8 protein-coding genes and 1 pseudogene are annotated in these 16806 nt (G+C 41.7%); 3 read left to right on the top strand and 6 right to left on the bottom strand.

What is annotated here, in order from left to right:
* Positions 1 to 104: 104 nt before the first annotated feature.
* Positions 105 to 1352, top strand: a complete 1248-nt coding sequence (locus BTR25_RS18510; RefSeq protein ID WP_075689530.1) for a helix-turn-helix domain-containing protein — start codon at positions 105 to 107, stop codon at positions 1350 to 1352.
* Between the two features lie 54 nt (positions 1353 to 1406).
* Here BTR25_RS18510 and BTR25_RS18515 read toward each other — a convergent pair whose 3' ends face one another.
* Entirely contained in the window at positions 1407 to 2693 is a 1287-nt protein-coding gene (locus BTR25_RS18515) for an MFS transporter (RefSeq protein ID WP_075689531.1), read from the bottom strand.
* 101 nt (positions 2694 to 2794) lie between these two features.
* A pseudogene (locus tag BTR25_RS18520) lies at positions 2795 to 3201 on the bottom strand (PLP-dependent aminotransferase family protein); the annotation flags it as partial.
* 454 nt (positions 3202 to 3655) lie between these two features.
* Here BTR25_RS18520 and solA point away from each other — a divergent pair.
* Positions 3656 to 4807 carry an N-methyl-L-tryptophan oxidase gene (gene solA, locus BTR25_RS18525; RefSeq protein WP_075689532.1) on the top strand — a complete coding sequence of 384 codons (1152 nt, stop codon included), beginning with the start codon at positions 3656 to 3658 and terminating at the stop codon, positions 4805 to 4807.
* 37 nt (positions 4808 to 4844) lie between these two features.
* Here the strand turns inward: solA and BTR25_RS18530 are convergent, their stop codons facing one another.
* A complete protein-coding gene (locus tag BTR25_RS18530; protein ID WP_075689533.1) occupies positions 4845 to 5642 on the bottom strand; it encodes a Cof-type HAD-IIB family hydrolase in 798 nt (265 codons plus the stop codon).
* 413 nt (positions 5643 to 6055) lie between these two features.
* Here BTR25_RS18530 and BTR25_RS18540 point away from each other — a divergent pair, with 413 nt between their 5' ends.
* On the top strand, positions 6056 to 11839 hold the full coding sequence (locus BTR25_RS18540) for a lamin tail domain-containing metallophosphoesterase family protein (protein WP_075689535.1): 5784 nt from the start codon (positions 6056 to 6058) through the stop codon (positions 11837 to 11839).
* 433 nt (positions 11840 to 12272) lie between these two features.
* Here the strand turns inward: BTR25_RS18540 and BTR25_RS18545 are convergent, their stop codons facing one another.
* The 3 genes from BTR25_RS18545 to BTR25_RS18555 all read right to left on the bottom strand — a co-directional run bounded on the left by BTR25_RS18545 (position 12273) and on the right by BTR25_RS18555 (position 16790).
* On the bottom strand, positions 12273 to 12905 hold the full coding sequence (locus BTR25_RS18545; RefSeq protein ID WP_075689536.1) for an FMN-dependent NADH-azoreductase: 633 nt from the start codon (positions 12903 to 12905) through the stop codon (positions 12273 to 12275).
* A gap of 710 nt (positions 12906 to 13615) precedes the next feature.
* On the bottom strand, positions 13616 to 14839 hold the full coding sequence (locus tag BTR25_RS18550; RefSeq protein ID WP_075689537.1) for an ROK family transcriptional regulator: 1224 nt from the start codon (positions 14837 to 14839) through the stop codon (positions 13616 to 13618).
* A gap of 151 nt (positions 14840 to 14990) precedes the next feature.
* Positions 14991 to 16790 carry a glycoside hydrolase family 2 protein gene (locus tag BTR25_RS18555; protein ID WP_075689538.1) on the bottom strand — a complete coding sequence of 600 codons (1800 nt, stop codon included), beginning with the start codon at positions 16788 to 16790 and terminating at the stop codon, positions 14991 to 14993.
* Positions 16791 to 16806: the final 16 nt, after the last annotated feature.

Below are 16806 nucleotides of genomic sequence, written 5' to 3' on the forward strand. Positions count from 1 at the left end.
CACTAGTATAGTAACACCCGCATTAGAATCGTTATGGTATTTTGGTTACTATTTTTGTACTATTGAGAATAAGCAATAAAATTTTTTAGATGGAGATGGCTCAAATGGGTGTTAACGATTACTCGCTAGTAGACAAGTTCATCCTCTTAAAAGAGACATTTCATGTGCCTCTGCTTTTCGTCAGCCCTGAAGGTAAGATTATTCATGAAGACTTACATGATCATGGTCTAAATCCTCTAAATGAAAATCAAAAAGAAAAGTTCTTTAACCCATTAAACTTTGACCCTGGTAAAATATTCAGTTTTCCAGTCATTAAAAAATCGGTGTTTTCAGAGAAAGTGATCTTAATCAGCGTCATCCAGGAAGAAGTATTTCAGGGAACCTTGCTGATTGGACCTACACTTCCACATCCACTATCCGAGGATGTCATTAGGGGCATGATCAATGACTGGCGGGCTTATTTTTATCAAGAAAAGGTCTTTCATTATTTCATGTCTTTGCCGATTATCGAAACGAACCAATTGATCAATATAAGTATTTTTGCCAATCTACTGTTTAATCACGAACTGCTTGCTGCTCAATCAGTGATTACGTCTGAAATTCATGAAGCGGCGGAAGAGAAGGAAAAGAGTCAACAAGTGAACTTAGCGGTATCGGAGAATTTGCAAGCGAACACCTTGCATCCCGACCATTTATTCGAGAAGGAAATTTTATCTGTCATCAGGGAAGGAAGAGTCGAGGATTTAAAGGATTTCCCCTTTGTGAAAGAAGAAGAGGTTGCTAATCTGCTATCTAAATCAAGCTTTATTCGTTCGGTAAAATATCATATTATCACCTTAATCACCTTAGTTTCCAGAGCTTCCATTGAAGGCGGAGTGCACGAAGAGATTGCTTTTTCCTTACATGACCGCTTTATCCTGCAGTTGGAGGATTTGAATCGCTTAGATGAGATTAGAAGCTTAGCGAGGGACGTTCTTTATACATTTGCCGAAAAGGTAAAACAGGTAAAAGATGACCGGTTTTCGACGACGATTACACTCTGCAAGGACTATATTTTTAGACATATCTACGAAGAAATCAGCCATGATGAAATAGCGAATAAGGTCCAATTAAACGCAAAATACTTGTCCCGTCTATTTAAAAAAGAAGTAGGAATCACGGTCAGCGAATACATTCAACAAACCAAAATAGACGAAGCCAAAAAGCTGCTCGCCTTTAGTAAAACCCCTATTCCAGAAATATGTTCCATGCTAAACTTCAACGACCAAAGCTACTTCACAAAAGTATTCAAAAAAATCGTCGGAGTAACACCAAAAAAATACCGAGAAACACACCATCTTTTAGAAAAGTGACGCAGGGACGGTTCTACTGCTTCCTTAAGGAAGCAGTAGAACCGTCCCTGCGTGTCACCTACGAGACCAGACTACTACTGGAATGAGTAATAAGGATAAAACCCCTCCAATAAATGATAATGTGAGGAAGCTTGAACCTGCTACGATCACTCCGGACATGGCTCCTCCAGCAGCTCCTGACAAGGCAACGAAAACATCGATAGATCCTTGCGTTTTAGCTCGTGTGGCTGTGCTAGTTGAATCAACAATAAGTGCAGTCCCGCTGATCAAACCGAAATTCCATCCTAATCCTAGTAAAGAAAGGGCAATGATTAGAAGAACGATAGAATCCCCTGGTGCAAATGCTGAGACCAAGCCTGCCAGAAGCAGCGTAGTTCCAGCAGCAATCGCCATCGCAGTACGCCCCAACTTATCAACAAGGACACCTGTTACCAATGAAGGAAGATACATGGCACCGATATGAAATCCAATCACAAGACCAACGGCCCCCAAGCTATGTCCATGATGCATCATATGAACGGGTGTCATGGTCATAATTGCTACCATAACAATTTGCGTCAGAACCATGATCGTTGCCCCAACGAAGATGCCTCTTTTGTTTTCTGTCTGTTCACTTGCTGCCAAATGACCTTTATCACTAGATTCCTGGTTGGCCGCTTCGATCGATCTTGCGATTATTAATGGATCTGGACGAAGCATGATGAAAAGAACAACACCTGCTAAGATATAGGCTGCTGCTCCCAAAATGAAAGGACCAGCAAGAGAGGGAACACCAATAGACATAGCGAAATTCCCCATTACACTAACCAGATTTGGACCTGCAACGGCACCAAATGTGGTAAAGACCATTGTCATACTAATAGCCGTCGCTCGCTGTTTACGATTTGCTAGGTCTGTACCTGCATATCGAGCTTGTAAATTGGTGGCTGACCCTGCACCATAAACCAGCAGGGAAGTAAATAAAAGGAAAACACTATTGATGATGGCTGCCATGATGACTCCGATTGCTCCAACTCCACCGATTATAAAACCCGTTGTTAGACCTGTCCGTCGCCCAAACGCTTGCGAAAGTCTCCCAACAAATAAAGCTGCTCCTGCCGACCCTAAAGTCAGTAAAGCGGAAGGAAGTCCAGCATACGCATCCGTACCGAGCATTTGCTTTGCAAGAAGTGCCCCCACCGTAACGCCTGCTGCTAACCCTGCACCGCCAAAAACCTGTGAAATACTGACAACAAATAAGGTACGCTTGTATAACGATTGTTGTTTTTCTGAAGAATCAACGTAGCTTTGCAACAAGGCTGTTTGGGCCTCTAACGCTTTTACACTATCTTTCTGCACCATTCTCTACCCCCCCTTTTCTAGGAACAAACCTCCAACTGATTTGAATCATCATAACACGCACTAAAAAGCCATACAATACGAGAATTGTATGGCAAACAATATTAGCTAATTTCGTTAAGCAAACATTTAAGGATCATCAAACCGTTCTCAAGCTCATCGAGCGTTTTCGGTGCACAGACAGACAGCCTTACAGCTCTTTCTGGACAACTATTTCCAACGACAAAACGTTCAGCCCCATACACTTGTACTCCCTGCTGTGCAGCTATCGTTTCAAATTCAGCACCTGTAATCTTGCCTGGTAATAGCAACCAACGAAAGATGCCTGTTTCATCGCCTAAACACGTATAGTTACCCAAATATCGATTTACGATTTGGTTTCTGCGAATGGTCTGTTCCCGATGACCCTCAATTAACACTTCAAATTGATTCGATACAATCGTCCGTGCGGTAAGTTCTGCTAATAAGGGGAACCGATTATATTTAAATTATAAAGTGCCTTTGAAATAGGACATACTTCCCAATTAGAAATAGTATAATGACAATCATACTAATGATGGGTAATCTAGTTAATAACACAATCCATAACAGAACCCCACTGTCTATAGTGAAAAATGATTGAATAATCGTATTCTCTGGTTCTATAAGATCATAATACGATGTGGCCATTATTGCATAAGCCAAAACAATCGTTATACTAATCAAATTTTCATCAACTTTCCCATCTACATAACCCCTATGCTATTTAACATCCTTTTCTTCCATCTTTTCTATCAAATACCCATTGTGACGCCTTAAAGTAAAATTCTACTATTTTTTCAAAAAACCTTCTCCACCAACCAAAGTCAGTTGCTCTTGTCGTTAGGCTTCCTTAGTTAAAGTGTACACCTTCACATGGTTCAATTTTTAAGAGTATAATGGAGATATTTTTAGTATGAATATTAAGATAAATGGAGGTTAATAGGATGACGTATGATGTAATCATCATTGGGGCAGGTTCAATGGGAATGGCAGCGGGATATTATTTATCCAAGCGTGGGAAAAAAACCTTATTACTAGATTCTTTTAGCCCCCCTCACAACAAAGGGAGCCACCACGGAGAAACAAGGATTATCCGCTATGCATATGCCGAAGGTGAGGAATATGTCCCCTTTATTCTTAAAGCACGTGATTTATGGACTGAATTAGAAAGAATGACAGGTAAGCAATTATTAATCCCAACCGGGGTTCTCAGTGTTGGGAATAGAGAGTCTGATTTTCTTAAAAATGTGATCGCTAGTTCTAATAAGTATTCATTACCGCTCGAAGTCTTGGAACCACTCGACGTGCAAAACCGCTGGCCGCACGTTACGATACCGAGAGATTTTGTTGGCTGTTTTGAACCTACTTCAGGAGTCCTTAAATGTGAGGAGAGTATTAAAGCGTATCAAGAGCTTGCTGAAATGAACGGTGCTACGATTCAGATTAATAGCAGAGTAAAAGAAATCATGATTCATAATGAAAAAGTAACGGTCAAAACAGACGATAAAACGTTTTACTCAGATGCGTTGGTTGTTTCAGCAGGTGCATGGTCCGGTGACCTCCTTTCTATGTTAGATTTGGAACTCCCTCTTACACCAATAAGAAAGACCTTTGCTTGGTTTGATGCGGATGAAAATCTCTATCGTTCGAACAGCTTTCCAGCATTTGCATTTGAGACACCTCAAGGACTTTATTATGGATTTCCAAGTATTGATGGGGCCGGTTTGAAGGTTGGTCGTCATGACGGGGGAGACCCAATCCATCCGGATCAGGAAATGTTAGGATTTGGAGCATTAGCAGAGGATGAAGGAGATTTGGTGCATTTCTTAGAACACTATATCCCTGATATTGGACAGTTAAAGTATGGGAAAACCTGCATGTATACCGTTACCCCTGATGAAAAATTTATTATAGACCTGCATCCCAAGTATTCCAATGTTGCGATTGCAGCAGGCTTCTCCGGCCACGGATTCAAATTTAGCAGTGCAGTCGGACAAGCCCTAAGCAATTTAATCACCTCAGGAAAAAACGACATCGATATTTCTCAGTTCTCACTCAATCGATTTAAGCACAGGGACGGTTCTACTGCTTCCTAAAGGAAGCAGTAGAACCGTCCCCGCATTTCCATGAAACCTATATCACATTTGAGTTAAATGAACGAAACAGATAATGATTAATAAACTCCGCTAATCCATCATGTTCGTGGTGTCCTGTCACATAATCAGCGACTGCTTTTACCTCATCACTGGCGTTCCCCATGGCTACACCCATACCGACATGTCGAAGCATCTCTATATCATTAGGCCCGTCACCAATGGCAATCACTTCACTTGGACTAATTCGTAAATCACGTATAATGCTTTTTATTGCCGACCACTTGGAAACGTTCTGCGCAACTAACTCAAAGCCGTCATCCCAATTGATGACATCTGCTTCCTTTTTAAACAAAGCGGAAAATTCAGGACTAGGTTCACCTGTCCGAACACTAATTTTTAGTACATCTTGATAATCTGCCTTTCGTAGATCACCAATATACCGCGGCGGAATTTTCCCTACTTTCGTCCAATAATCGATTTCTTCATTGGTTTCCTTACAATACAGCCCATTCGCAGTATGGATAATAACATTACAAGGATTTTCAGTAGTCAAATGGTGAAATCTTTCTTCATTTACTTGGACGGTTCGCATTTGCGTAACTCTTCCTGTCCCTGCATCGTGAATAGCAGCACCATTCAAACAAATCATCGGCGTGTCTAACCCTACTTCTTTATGGTAAGGAGCGGTCACCTCATAGTGTCGGCCAGTCGCTAGAAAAACCTTGACCCCTTTCTTCATAAGCCTGTAAATCGATTGCATATTTCGATTGGAAATATGGTTTGAGGATTTTAACAGTGTACCATCCATATCAATAAATATTGCCCGTACATGCATTTAATCTGCCTCCTCATCGAGTAGTAAACCAATCATATCATCTGAATATTAATTCCTTGTAAAGTCTGTGTACGGATTTGATATAGTTAATGAGGTCCCTGCACCACTTCATTTCCGACGCAAAAAGAGCATGAAGAGTGGTTAGAACTTCATTTAAAATAGGCACTTCATCTAGTACCAAAGTAAGAGGACCGAAACTTCCTCGTGCACCCAAAAAAAGGAACACGAGAACCGTCCCCGTGTAACACCCGTGTAACACCACCCCAAAAAGGTGCACGAGAACCGTCCCCATGTCGAACCCATGTCGAATTTACCGAAATTTTACACTATTCTTAATTTCTCTTAATAATAGGTCGTTATGCTAATAGGGAGGTATATGCCTACACTATTGAATTGTTTATGAGGAGGTACTTGTGAAAAAGACGAAAAGAAAATCCACCCACAAGAAAAAAGGACTTGCTGTGACGGCTTCGCTTGTTATTTTCGCTTCAAATTTGAGTTTATCCGTTCCGTCCCAGGTCACTTTTGCAGAGGGCAACTCAACAGGAACCGTGATACAGGAGAATGAAAATGAGGTTCAGGTCATCTCTCCTCCTACGCCAACTGAGGAAATGCCGCAAACTACAGTAGACCAGCAAAACATGGAAGAGCAAACCATCGAAGAACAGCAAGAGATTACATCGGAGCCGCTAGAAGAAGACCCAGAATCCGTAGAAACACAACAGTCTGCTGTCCCTGAACCACAAGAAGATATCATTGAAAAACAAGAAGTAGATTACCAGTCTCTCCCATCCCTTCTGATTACGGAAATCATGCCAAATAATGCAGGAGCGGATGACTATGAATATTTCGAGGTATACAATAACACGAATCAACCGGTCTTATTAGACCATTTCACCTTCAGTCTTCGCTATACAGATGGAAGCGGAACAGCAGATGTAGACATGACATTTGCTCCTGTTACCCTCGAACCAAAGGAGACAATGGTATTCTGGCATAATTCGAACCATAAAACCGTGGAGGATTTCAACAGTCATTATCAAACCAATGTGCCAACCGACAAAATGGTCCAAATCGACGGAGCACCTAATTTTTATAACGGCGGCAATCGAGCCGTCGTCATCAAAGACACGAATGGAAATGACCTGGTCCTAGCCAACTATTTACTAGACGATATAGCAAGTGGTCTTGTAGTTCAATACCAATACCCGGCGAATGGTATCGAAATGACCAAGCTCGCAACAAAAACACAGCCAACACCAGGCACTCTTGTTCCCGAGCAAGTTCCAGCCCAAGAGGTCATAACAGCGGGACATCAAGCACCAGTGATTACCCATACTCCCGTTACAGAAGCAAATAATTCAGACGATCTCGTCATATCCGCACAAATTACGGATGATCATGATGATCTCTCTGCCTCTGTTTACTATCAAACAGAACCGGGAACTGATTTTATAAAAATAAAAATGGCCCAAGTGGCTAATCAAACGTATGAGGCAATCATTCCTAGAAACTCTTTGACTACCAATAAACTAAGCTATTACATAGAAGCAAGCGACCAAAACAACCGTGTTGCTTTTTCAAAAGAAAACCCGATGGAAGTGGCGATCAAAACCCCAGAGAAAATTGATTACAATGCCATTCCACCGTTATTGATTACGGAGATTTCACCTAACTCCGCTGGCGGCGGTACAGATTACTATGAATACTTTGAGCTTCATAACAACAGTGATCAACCGCAAGTGTTAACCAATTATTCATTCATTTATTACTACACAGACACTGGAAAAGAACTGCCTTTTCAAATACCTGCCACCACCATTGAACCAGGCGAAACACTCGTTTTCTGGTTTAATAATGGCCAGAAAATGCTGGCTGAGTTTAACCAGCATTTTCAAACGGCTCTAACAGCAAACCAAGTCATCGAGTTTACCGACACCTTCCCTGGCTTTGCTAACGGCGGCAACCGAGCACTTGTATTAAAAAATCAACAAGGGGCAGAAGTCATTTCAGCTAGTTATTTAGGAAGTGATAATGATAATACGGGAGCAGGTATTCAATATAAATTCCCATTCTCAGGTACAGTAATGGAAAAGCTGCAAGGATTAGCCGCTCCGATGCCAGGTTCAACGAGTAGTGACCAGGTTCCTGAAGTACCTGTCCATATCCCAGAACCCGCCAAAGATACAGTGGCACCGGTCATTGACCATACACCGGTGCAAGAAAGTGAAGCTTTTTTACCAATAAAGATTGAGGCCAAGGTAACGGACAATCTGTCCGTACCGCTCGTCACCCTCTATTACAAGGAACAAACGGCTGAGCATTTCACTGTATTATCAATGAATCCAAGCCCAGAAGACGCAAACCTCTTTACAGCAGAGATTCCGGCAGCAAGCGTCTCCGATGATGTCACATACTACATCGAAGCAACCGATGGCGCCAACGTGGAAACCTCAACAGAAAACACCATTCTGGTAAAAGAGCAGAACATTGATTATAACAAGGTTCCATACCTGCTAGTGACCGAATTGGTGCCGGATTCATCGAATGTTGGGACAGCCGACGGCTATGAGTTTATCGAAATCTACAACAATAGCAATAAAGAGATTAATTTTAAAGATTACAAGTTGTATTATCGTTACGGAACGGACCCTGGTACGGATGTAGTATGGCCTTCGGTTCCTGAGGAAGTCACCATTCCTGCCGGAGAAACACTCACATTCTGGATCATCAACGACCAAAATACAGAAAAAACAGTAGCTGATTTCAATGCCCATTATGGGGAAAATCTCGTTGAAAACCAAAACATTGTCCGGATTTACACGGGTGGGATGGCAAACAGCAGCATGCGCGGCCTGGTGATTGGGACAAACACGCATAAAGAAATTGCCCTTGCCTACTACAATGACGCACCAAATGTTGACGATACCATTGCCAATAAAGGGATCATGTACAGCTATCCCCTCGATCAGTCGACACAGCAAAATAAACTGATGATTGACAACGCGTCTCCTGGTAAAGTGGAGGCCAATCAGGTTCCAAAACAACGTGTTCAATTGCCAGAGGATACCCTTGCTCCTATTATTGATAATCGAACAGCTATAACAGAAACCTCTGAGAAAGAAAATATCAGGATTGTCGCCGATGTAAAAGACGACCAAGAGGTCAAATCTGTCCGCTTGTTTTATAAAATTTCCGGACAATCAGACTATCAAATGCAAATATTACAAAAAGATACCCACGATTCGCTTTATCACTCGATCATCCCCTCACCTGAGATCATCGGGAAAGAGGAAGTCGACTATTATTTCGTCGCCTCTGACGGAACAAATGAACAAACCAGTGAGCACAAGCAAATCAAGGTGACAAATGACCATGACCAATCGAGTTTACGCCTCAACGTGAACGAGGGCCAGATCCTTAACGGACAAGTAATCCTAAAAGGAACCTCAGCTACGGACGCTCCTGCAGACGTAACCCTTTCCGTCGATGGAACGGAATTTGAGAGCGAAACGTATCAGTCCCTGGAACGAACAGCTTATTTTGCCTTTGATGTTAACGGCCTTAATACGTACTTCCAGAACGCCGTTACCATGGGCGACGAAATTCTTTATCTCATGGATGGTGACTGGTTAACACAATGGAAAACCTTCAGTATTCCAATTGTGCCCGACCGTTTGCAGCTTGGAGACAATGTACTAACGGTTCGGTCCGGTAATAAAGCAACGCCGTTTGACTTGGGATCGTTAGAAAACCGGGATGATTATGATTTGAAGAACGTCCGCCTTGTTCTTTCCGACGGAACCGTTTTAACCGATCCATCCAACTCTAATCCAACTCAAGTGTTAAAAATGAATGATGCCAACCCGTTTGTCGATTTTTATTTTACGATTAAAGAAGAGCATGCCCTTTCAAAAACAGTCAACTGGGATACCACTCTAATCCCGGACGGCGAACATTCAGTGCTAGTGAAGGATACAGATGAGGAAAAAGCAGTCAAGATTCTGGTTGATAACACGGCACCCGTTATTGAATCGAATCTGACCGAGGGCAAGGAGTACAAAGGTGCGTTTATCATTGAAGCCAATGTGACGGATGCAATTGCCGGAGTAAAAACAGTAGAAACATTCCTTGATGATAAAAAAATCACCCTGCCATACGAAACGGCTTCATCGAAATTAAGCCCAGGGAACCATAAAGTAACCATCAAGGGAACCGATCACGCTGGGAACACCACAGAGTTAATCGTCCACTTCTCGGTTGTGAACGAAAATCCTGAGCAGCCTGAAGGGGTGTCACCCGCAAACGGTGAACATGTTTCCGGCGACCCGACACTAAAGGTAAAAGTAACCGATCCGACCGGAGATGAGGTCGACGTTACCTTCTACCAAGGCTATCAGTATGATGCCGGTATGCCAAGTGTGGTGAAAGGCTTTAAACATGCTTCTGATACAGAACCGCCGCAGTCAATGGCGCCAGTAGGTGAACAAGCTTTCACATCAGAAGATCAGTCACTTGTCAGTGCTGTAGACGGGAACTACTTAACCACTGATTCTGACACTCAATTCCCGTACCATCGTTTTGATGTCACGGTCGATGATTCAGTTGGCGCCGAGGACAAAGTTGAACTCTATTGGAAGGGAAAATCACTCGAAGGCCGTAAAGTTTCGATGTATGCGTGGAACCACCAAGAAGGAGATTGGGCACTCATTGATTATCAAATCGCCGGAGTAAACGACTTTGAACTATCAGGAAATGTGGATGTAAGTGAGTTTATGAAGGACCAAAAAGTCAATGTTCTCATCCAGGATGAAATTCCAAGCACACCAGACGAATATGATTATACGTTTGTGTGGATGTCAGATACACAATACTATGCAGAAAGCTTCCCTTATATTTTTGACCGTCAAACACAGTGGATTGCGGAAAAACAGGACGAGATGAAAATCGAATACGTCTTCCATACTGGTGATTTGGTCAATGTTTCAACAGATGTCAGTCAATGGAATTATGCCGATCAATACATGGGCGTTCTTGATGAGCACCAAATTCCGTATGGTGTATTAGCTGGAAACCATGATGTGAACCAGGTCAATAACGACTACACGGATTATTACAAATACTTTGGTGCCGACCGTTTTGAAGATAAACCATATTATGGCGATTCTTATCTTAATAATCGCGGCCACTATGATTTAATTTCTGCAGGCGGAAACGATTATATTATGGTTTACCTTGGCTGGGGTGTGACGGATGAAGGAATTGCTTGGGTAAACGATGTCCTAGCTGCCCATCCAGACCGGAAAGCGATTTTAAGCTTTCATGAATATTTACTGGCAACTGGAACGAGACATCCACTTGGAGAAAAACTATATAATGAAATCGTCGTTCCAAATGAAAACGTCATAGCTGTTTTAAGCGGCCATTACCACGAGGCACAAACCTATATCAACGAGCTTGATGACAACGGTGATGGTACACCAGATCGGAAAGTGTACCAGATGCTTGCGGATTATCAAGCAGGACCTGAAGGCGGCCAAGGATATATGCGATTGCTCCATTTCGACCAGGACAATAACCGTGTCGTCGTAAATACGTATTCACCGTATTTAGATGACTATAATTACTATGACACCGATGCCTATCCTGGAAAAGACGAATTTGTCATCGAATTAGATTTAGCTGCCGTCAACAAGCAAGTAGCAACAGACTACTTTGCAGTCAACGTCTTTAGTGATGCGGAAATTGGCAAAGATCAAGGTGTAGCGAGCGGGGAAACAGCCCAAACGATGTGGAAAGGCTTGACAGAAGGAGAAACGTATTCGTGGTATGCAGTTGCAGAGGATGCCTTCACTGGACGAACAACGTCAGATATCTGGACGTTTGTAAAAGGCGAAAACGGCCAAGCTCCAGATCCAAATGATGGCGGCCAAGAGGGACCGCCAACAGAACCAGAACAACCTGGCCGTCCAGTTGACCCAATCGGACCCGGACCGGTCAATTCTGGCGGGGATTCAAACGGAGCACCGGGAGCTGACTCCAAACAGCCTAGTGGAAAAACTAATGCTGTGACTAAAAACGGAAACACCCTTCCGAACACCGCAACCAATCAATTTAACTATCTACTAACCGGAACAGCTTTACTAATCGCCGGAGCACTATCCTTCCTGTTTGGAAGAAATAGAAAACAACAATAGCAAATCATTCAACCCGAATAAAGGACATGTAAAGTGCCCTTTATTCGGCTTTTTTTGTACAGCAAAATAAATAGATGGTTAAAAGCTCTCGAAAAAGATGGACTATAGTTGGGAGTTAATCGGAGTGGCAAGCAGGCAACAGGATATGATATTAAGCCAATTCTGGAACGAATACAATATAAACTCCGATTAATTGATTGAACGAATTCAACAGGAGCTTACTTTAAGTAGAGAAACATCAAGGACCGAATCTAAGGTCCTTGATGTATATTTGATTATCAATCAATATTCTTTAACAGAGCCAATTCTCTGAGGAAACATGAAAAATGTGCACCTCTCTTTGGGTTGCCTAAAAGAGATGCCTATACGAAATTTTTGAGTAAGGACTTAAAATTTTCGTTCATACTAGGAGAACCGTCCCTGCGTCACCCTATTAAACTGCTACTGCTGATAGTTTTCTAGCAGCTTCTTTTACTTTTTCTAGTCCTTCTGCAATAATGTCTGCCGCTTGTGCTGGCATTGCGTTGTGGCCCTCGATGATGACTTCATCTACGATTTCCATTCCGAAGACTCCGCCTACAACGTTCTTAATGTAAGTCGCTGCCATTTCCATTGGTGCTGCTTCTGGTGTTGAGTAAATACCACCGCGCGCACTTAGGATTACTGCCTTTTTGTCTGTCATTAACTGTACCAGTTGGCCATTTACGTCATATTTGAAAGTGAAACCTGCTTGGTACACATAATCGATAAACGTTTGTAATGGTGCTGGGATTGTTAGGTTCCATAATGGAAACGCGAATACAACTAAATCAGCCGCTGTAAGAGCATCCATTGCTTTTTGTTTTGCTGCAAGAAGTCGTTTTTCTAAATCTGTCATCTCTTCGCCTGATTGTACTTTTCCAAATGCATTGAATAAGTCTTGACCAAAGTAAGGCATATCTTCAGTAAATACATCAAAAGTTGTTACATTTGCACCTTCTATATTATCCATAAAAGTTTCATACATTTTACTCGAAACAGCGTCTGACGCTGGACGATTATTTGCTTTTACTACCAATATATTCATTTATATAAATCCCCTTTTACATATCTTAAACTAGATACTTTCAATTCAAATATCTTGAATAAACAATATATAAATATAATAGATTTGTCAAAGAAAGTGCACGGGAAGTGCACGGGGACGGTTCTACTGCATTTTAATGAGTTAGGTAGATAAGAAGGGAAAAGGTGATGGTTTTTTGCACATCGCGGTGCACGAAACATCACCTAATTTATACACTAATGCCAAGCACAAATAACTGCCCCTCACTTGATAAAAAACGATTCTTCTAATACAAAGGGACAGTAAAGCAAGGAAGTATCTCATCATTACTAACAATACCTTCGAATATTTTATCATTTTCATTAACATGGTCCCCCAAAATCCCACTATAAGGAATAATATTGCCTAATAGGAGAATTATATTAGGACACCTAGATAAAACACCGATCTAAAAAGAGACTACTTATCGTTTGTGGTCTCTTTTATTTTATTCTTTGCAAATAAATTAAAATATTTACCGTTAAAAATACAAATAATATCCATACCATTCTTTTTCTTTTGGCCATTCAGAAACTAGGTCCTTTTCGCCAAATATTTTTGAACAAGCAGAATGCCATTATGTATTCTTCCAATCCAGCTTCATTGCTTTTGATAAACTTGTTTAAATAGTGCATTCATTTTTTATATAATAAAGGCAAAAGGAAGCAGGAGAACCGTCCCCTTGCTTCCTTTTAATTATCTGTTTTAAACAGTTTGTGTAATACTAGTGTGACTGCTCCTAGGACCATTCCTGTTTTTCCTAGTGTTGAACAAACGACGTTAATTTCCTCGTGGGGACTTTTAAATGTGTATTTTTCAATCATTTTTTTGAGTGGGGATACAATAAAATCTCCTTGTTCAAAAATATATCCTTCTAAAATGAGTCTGGATGGCTTAAGAATATTTATCATATTAGCTGCCGCTAACCCGAGCGAGCGCGCGCTTTCTTCTAAGATCGATACAGCAAAGAGATCGCCTTCCTTGGCTGCTTTAAAAATCATTTTTAACGTGAGTTTATTCTTGCCATCCTTTATCCATTGGGAAAGAATGGAATCTTGATGATTAGTTAACTCACTTTCCACTTTTTTAACAATAGCAGCTTCTGAGGCATATGCTTCTAAACAGCCATGATTCCCGCACTCACATTTTGGGCCATTTACTTCAATAATCGTATGTCCAATCTCCCCGCCCGTATTAAAAGGGCTTTTATAGATTTCATCTTTAATAAAGATCCCGGAACCGATACCTAGCCCGACACTAAGGCAGATGAAATCTGAGAGATCTTGTCCTTGTCCAAACCAGCTTTCTGCTATCGCTAACGCACGAACATCATTCTCAACCATGACAGGAAGCTTAAATTCTTTTTCCAAGGTTTCCTTTATGGGAATATTCTCTAGATGCAAATGCGGAGAAAAGATGGCGACACCTTCATCCGGGTCAACTAACCCGTGCATAGCAAAACCAATTCCCAGAATTAAATCACTTTCAATCCGTGAACGTTTTAGTACATCATGGATATTATTGATAATCATGTCCATAAATTCATCTTTTGACGGAAGTTCGGTCATTTCCTTACTGTAATCCGTTACAATTTTTCCATCCATTGTACTCATAACAACTCGTACAACCTCAGCGGCAGCATAAACCCCGATAATATAATAGGCCGAGTAATTAATCCGCAGCAGAAACGGCTTTCTGCCGCCCGCCACCGTTGAATTAGCAGCCTCTTCCTCTGTAATCAGGTTTTTTTCAATTAATTCACTGACCATTGTACTGACCGTTGGTTTCGTCAGCTTGGTTAATTTAGCAATATCGGCTCTCGAAATCGGTTCTTTTAAACGAATCGTGTTTAAAACCGTTGATTGATTATGCTGTTTCATTCGTTCGAAGCTTCCGGTTTTACTATCGTTGCTCACGAAACTTCACCCCTTTTCTAGAACCGGATTACCAGTTTTTTAACGGTAACGTCAAGCTCTTTCCTACCAGTCATTTAATAAAAAAACCTTTCTAAAAGGACGCTCCTCGCTAAATTCGCGCCTTTTTTAGAAAGGATTCTATCATGTCTTGTTATTTAATAATATCGGAATGCCACATATCGTTGATTTCTTTGATCTTCGATAGCTCACATTTTGGTTCTCTGTTATAGGATAATAACCCGTTTATTTCTTGTTCAACATCTGTTAACTGGGTATAGCAAAAGCCGTGCAGTGCCTTTGAAGCATAAACCGCATCCATGATTCTAAGATAATCAGCGGTAAATTCCTGCTCATCTTTTACGGATGTATAGCCCCAGCCATTGTCCTCGCCGACCTTGAAGCCAATGCCGCCAAATTCAGTTAACAGGATCGGTTCACCTTTATGCTCAAAGCCGTCAGCATAAATTCCTCGTCTTGCTGGCTTGGACTGCAGGAGAGCTTCTTTCGTCGAAAGGGACTCCCTAAAGTCCTCGTATTTGTCCGTTTCATTCGCTGAACCGTGGTTGTAATTATGAATCGCGCAAATATCGGTTACCGTCTGTTCCCAACCATCATTCGATATCACCAAGCGTGTTGGATCAAGAGAATGGATGAGATGGTACAACGCTAACGAATGGTGCTGTTGCTGTTTATTCCCTTTAATAAATGGAACTCCCCAGCTTTCGTTTACCGGAACCCAGGCGACAATTGACGGATGATTATAATCACGTTCAATGATTTCAATCCATTCCTTCGTCAATCTGGCAGCGGCATCCTCACTAAAAGAAGCTGAGGCAGCACATTCCCCCCAAACAAGGAAACCTAGTTGGTCTGCCCAATAAAGGAAGCGTGGATCTTCTACTTTTTGATGTTTTCTACATCCATTAAAGCCCATTTCTATTGCAAGTGCAATATCTTTTTTCAGGTCCTCGTCCGTTGGGGCTGTCAACAATCCCTCTGGCCAATAGCCTTGGTCTAGGACTAGTTTCTGATAGTATGGCTTGTTATTCAGGTAGACCATTCCATTTTCACTATGAACCTTTCTCATGCCAAAATAAGAATCAATCTCGTCATAGACCGTTTCTTCATCTTTTAAAGTGGCCTTGAAAGTAAACAGGTTTGGATTTTCTGGTGACCAGTTCCAGCCGTCATGGTGGAACGCTGTTCTGAATACCTTTCGATTATACAGATTGATTGAGCGTTTATTATAAACTTCAAACACTTCAACGGTATCTTTGGCGATCCTTTCGCCCTTAAAGCTAATTTCGATGTCTACTTTCTTGTTCGTACATTCACCCGCTACCTCGAACTCAAGGGTAATATCTCCACGGTCAATATCTGGCGTTAACCTAAGTTTCGAGATACTTGTCTGGCATAACGGCTCCAGCCAGACGGTTTGCCAAATACCAGTGGTACGGGTATACCAAATGGAATCTGATTTTTCAACCCAAAATTGCTTTCCACGAGGAATGGTCTCATCTGTTGAAGGGTCTTCCACTCTTACAACCAGACTTTCCTTACCCCAAGTTAAATAATCGGTAATATCAAGAGAGAAGCTTACATGCCCTCCTTCATGGAAACCGGCAAACTGCCCGTTCACATAGATCCATGCCCGGTAATCTACTGCACCGAAGTGTAAAACGACATTCTGTTGATTCCAGCCAGCCGGAACCGTAAATTCCCTACGGTACCACACATGATCGTGGAAAGTTGGATCATGGATGCCGCTTAACTTTGTTTGATACGCAAACGGAACCGTAATTTTTCGATCAAATGCACTTTCTTTTTGAAACCATTTTTCCTTTACACCAATGTTTTTATCATCAAAGGCGAAATCCCATTCGCCATTTAAATTTAGCCAATCTTTTCTAACCAGTTGCGGTCTTGGATATTCATTACGAGGTACTGACATGATGTGTGCTCATTCC

The sequence above is a fragment of the Bacillus sp. MRMR6 genome (assembly GCF_001940785.1).
In the GTDB taxonomy this organism is placed as follows: Bacteria; Bacillota; Bacilli; order Bacillales; family Cytobacillaceae; genus Neobacillus.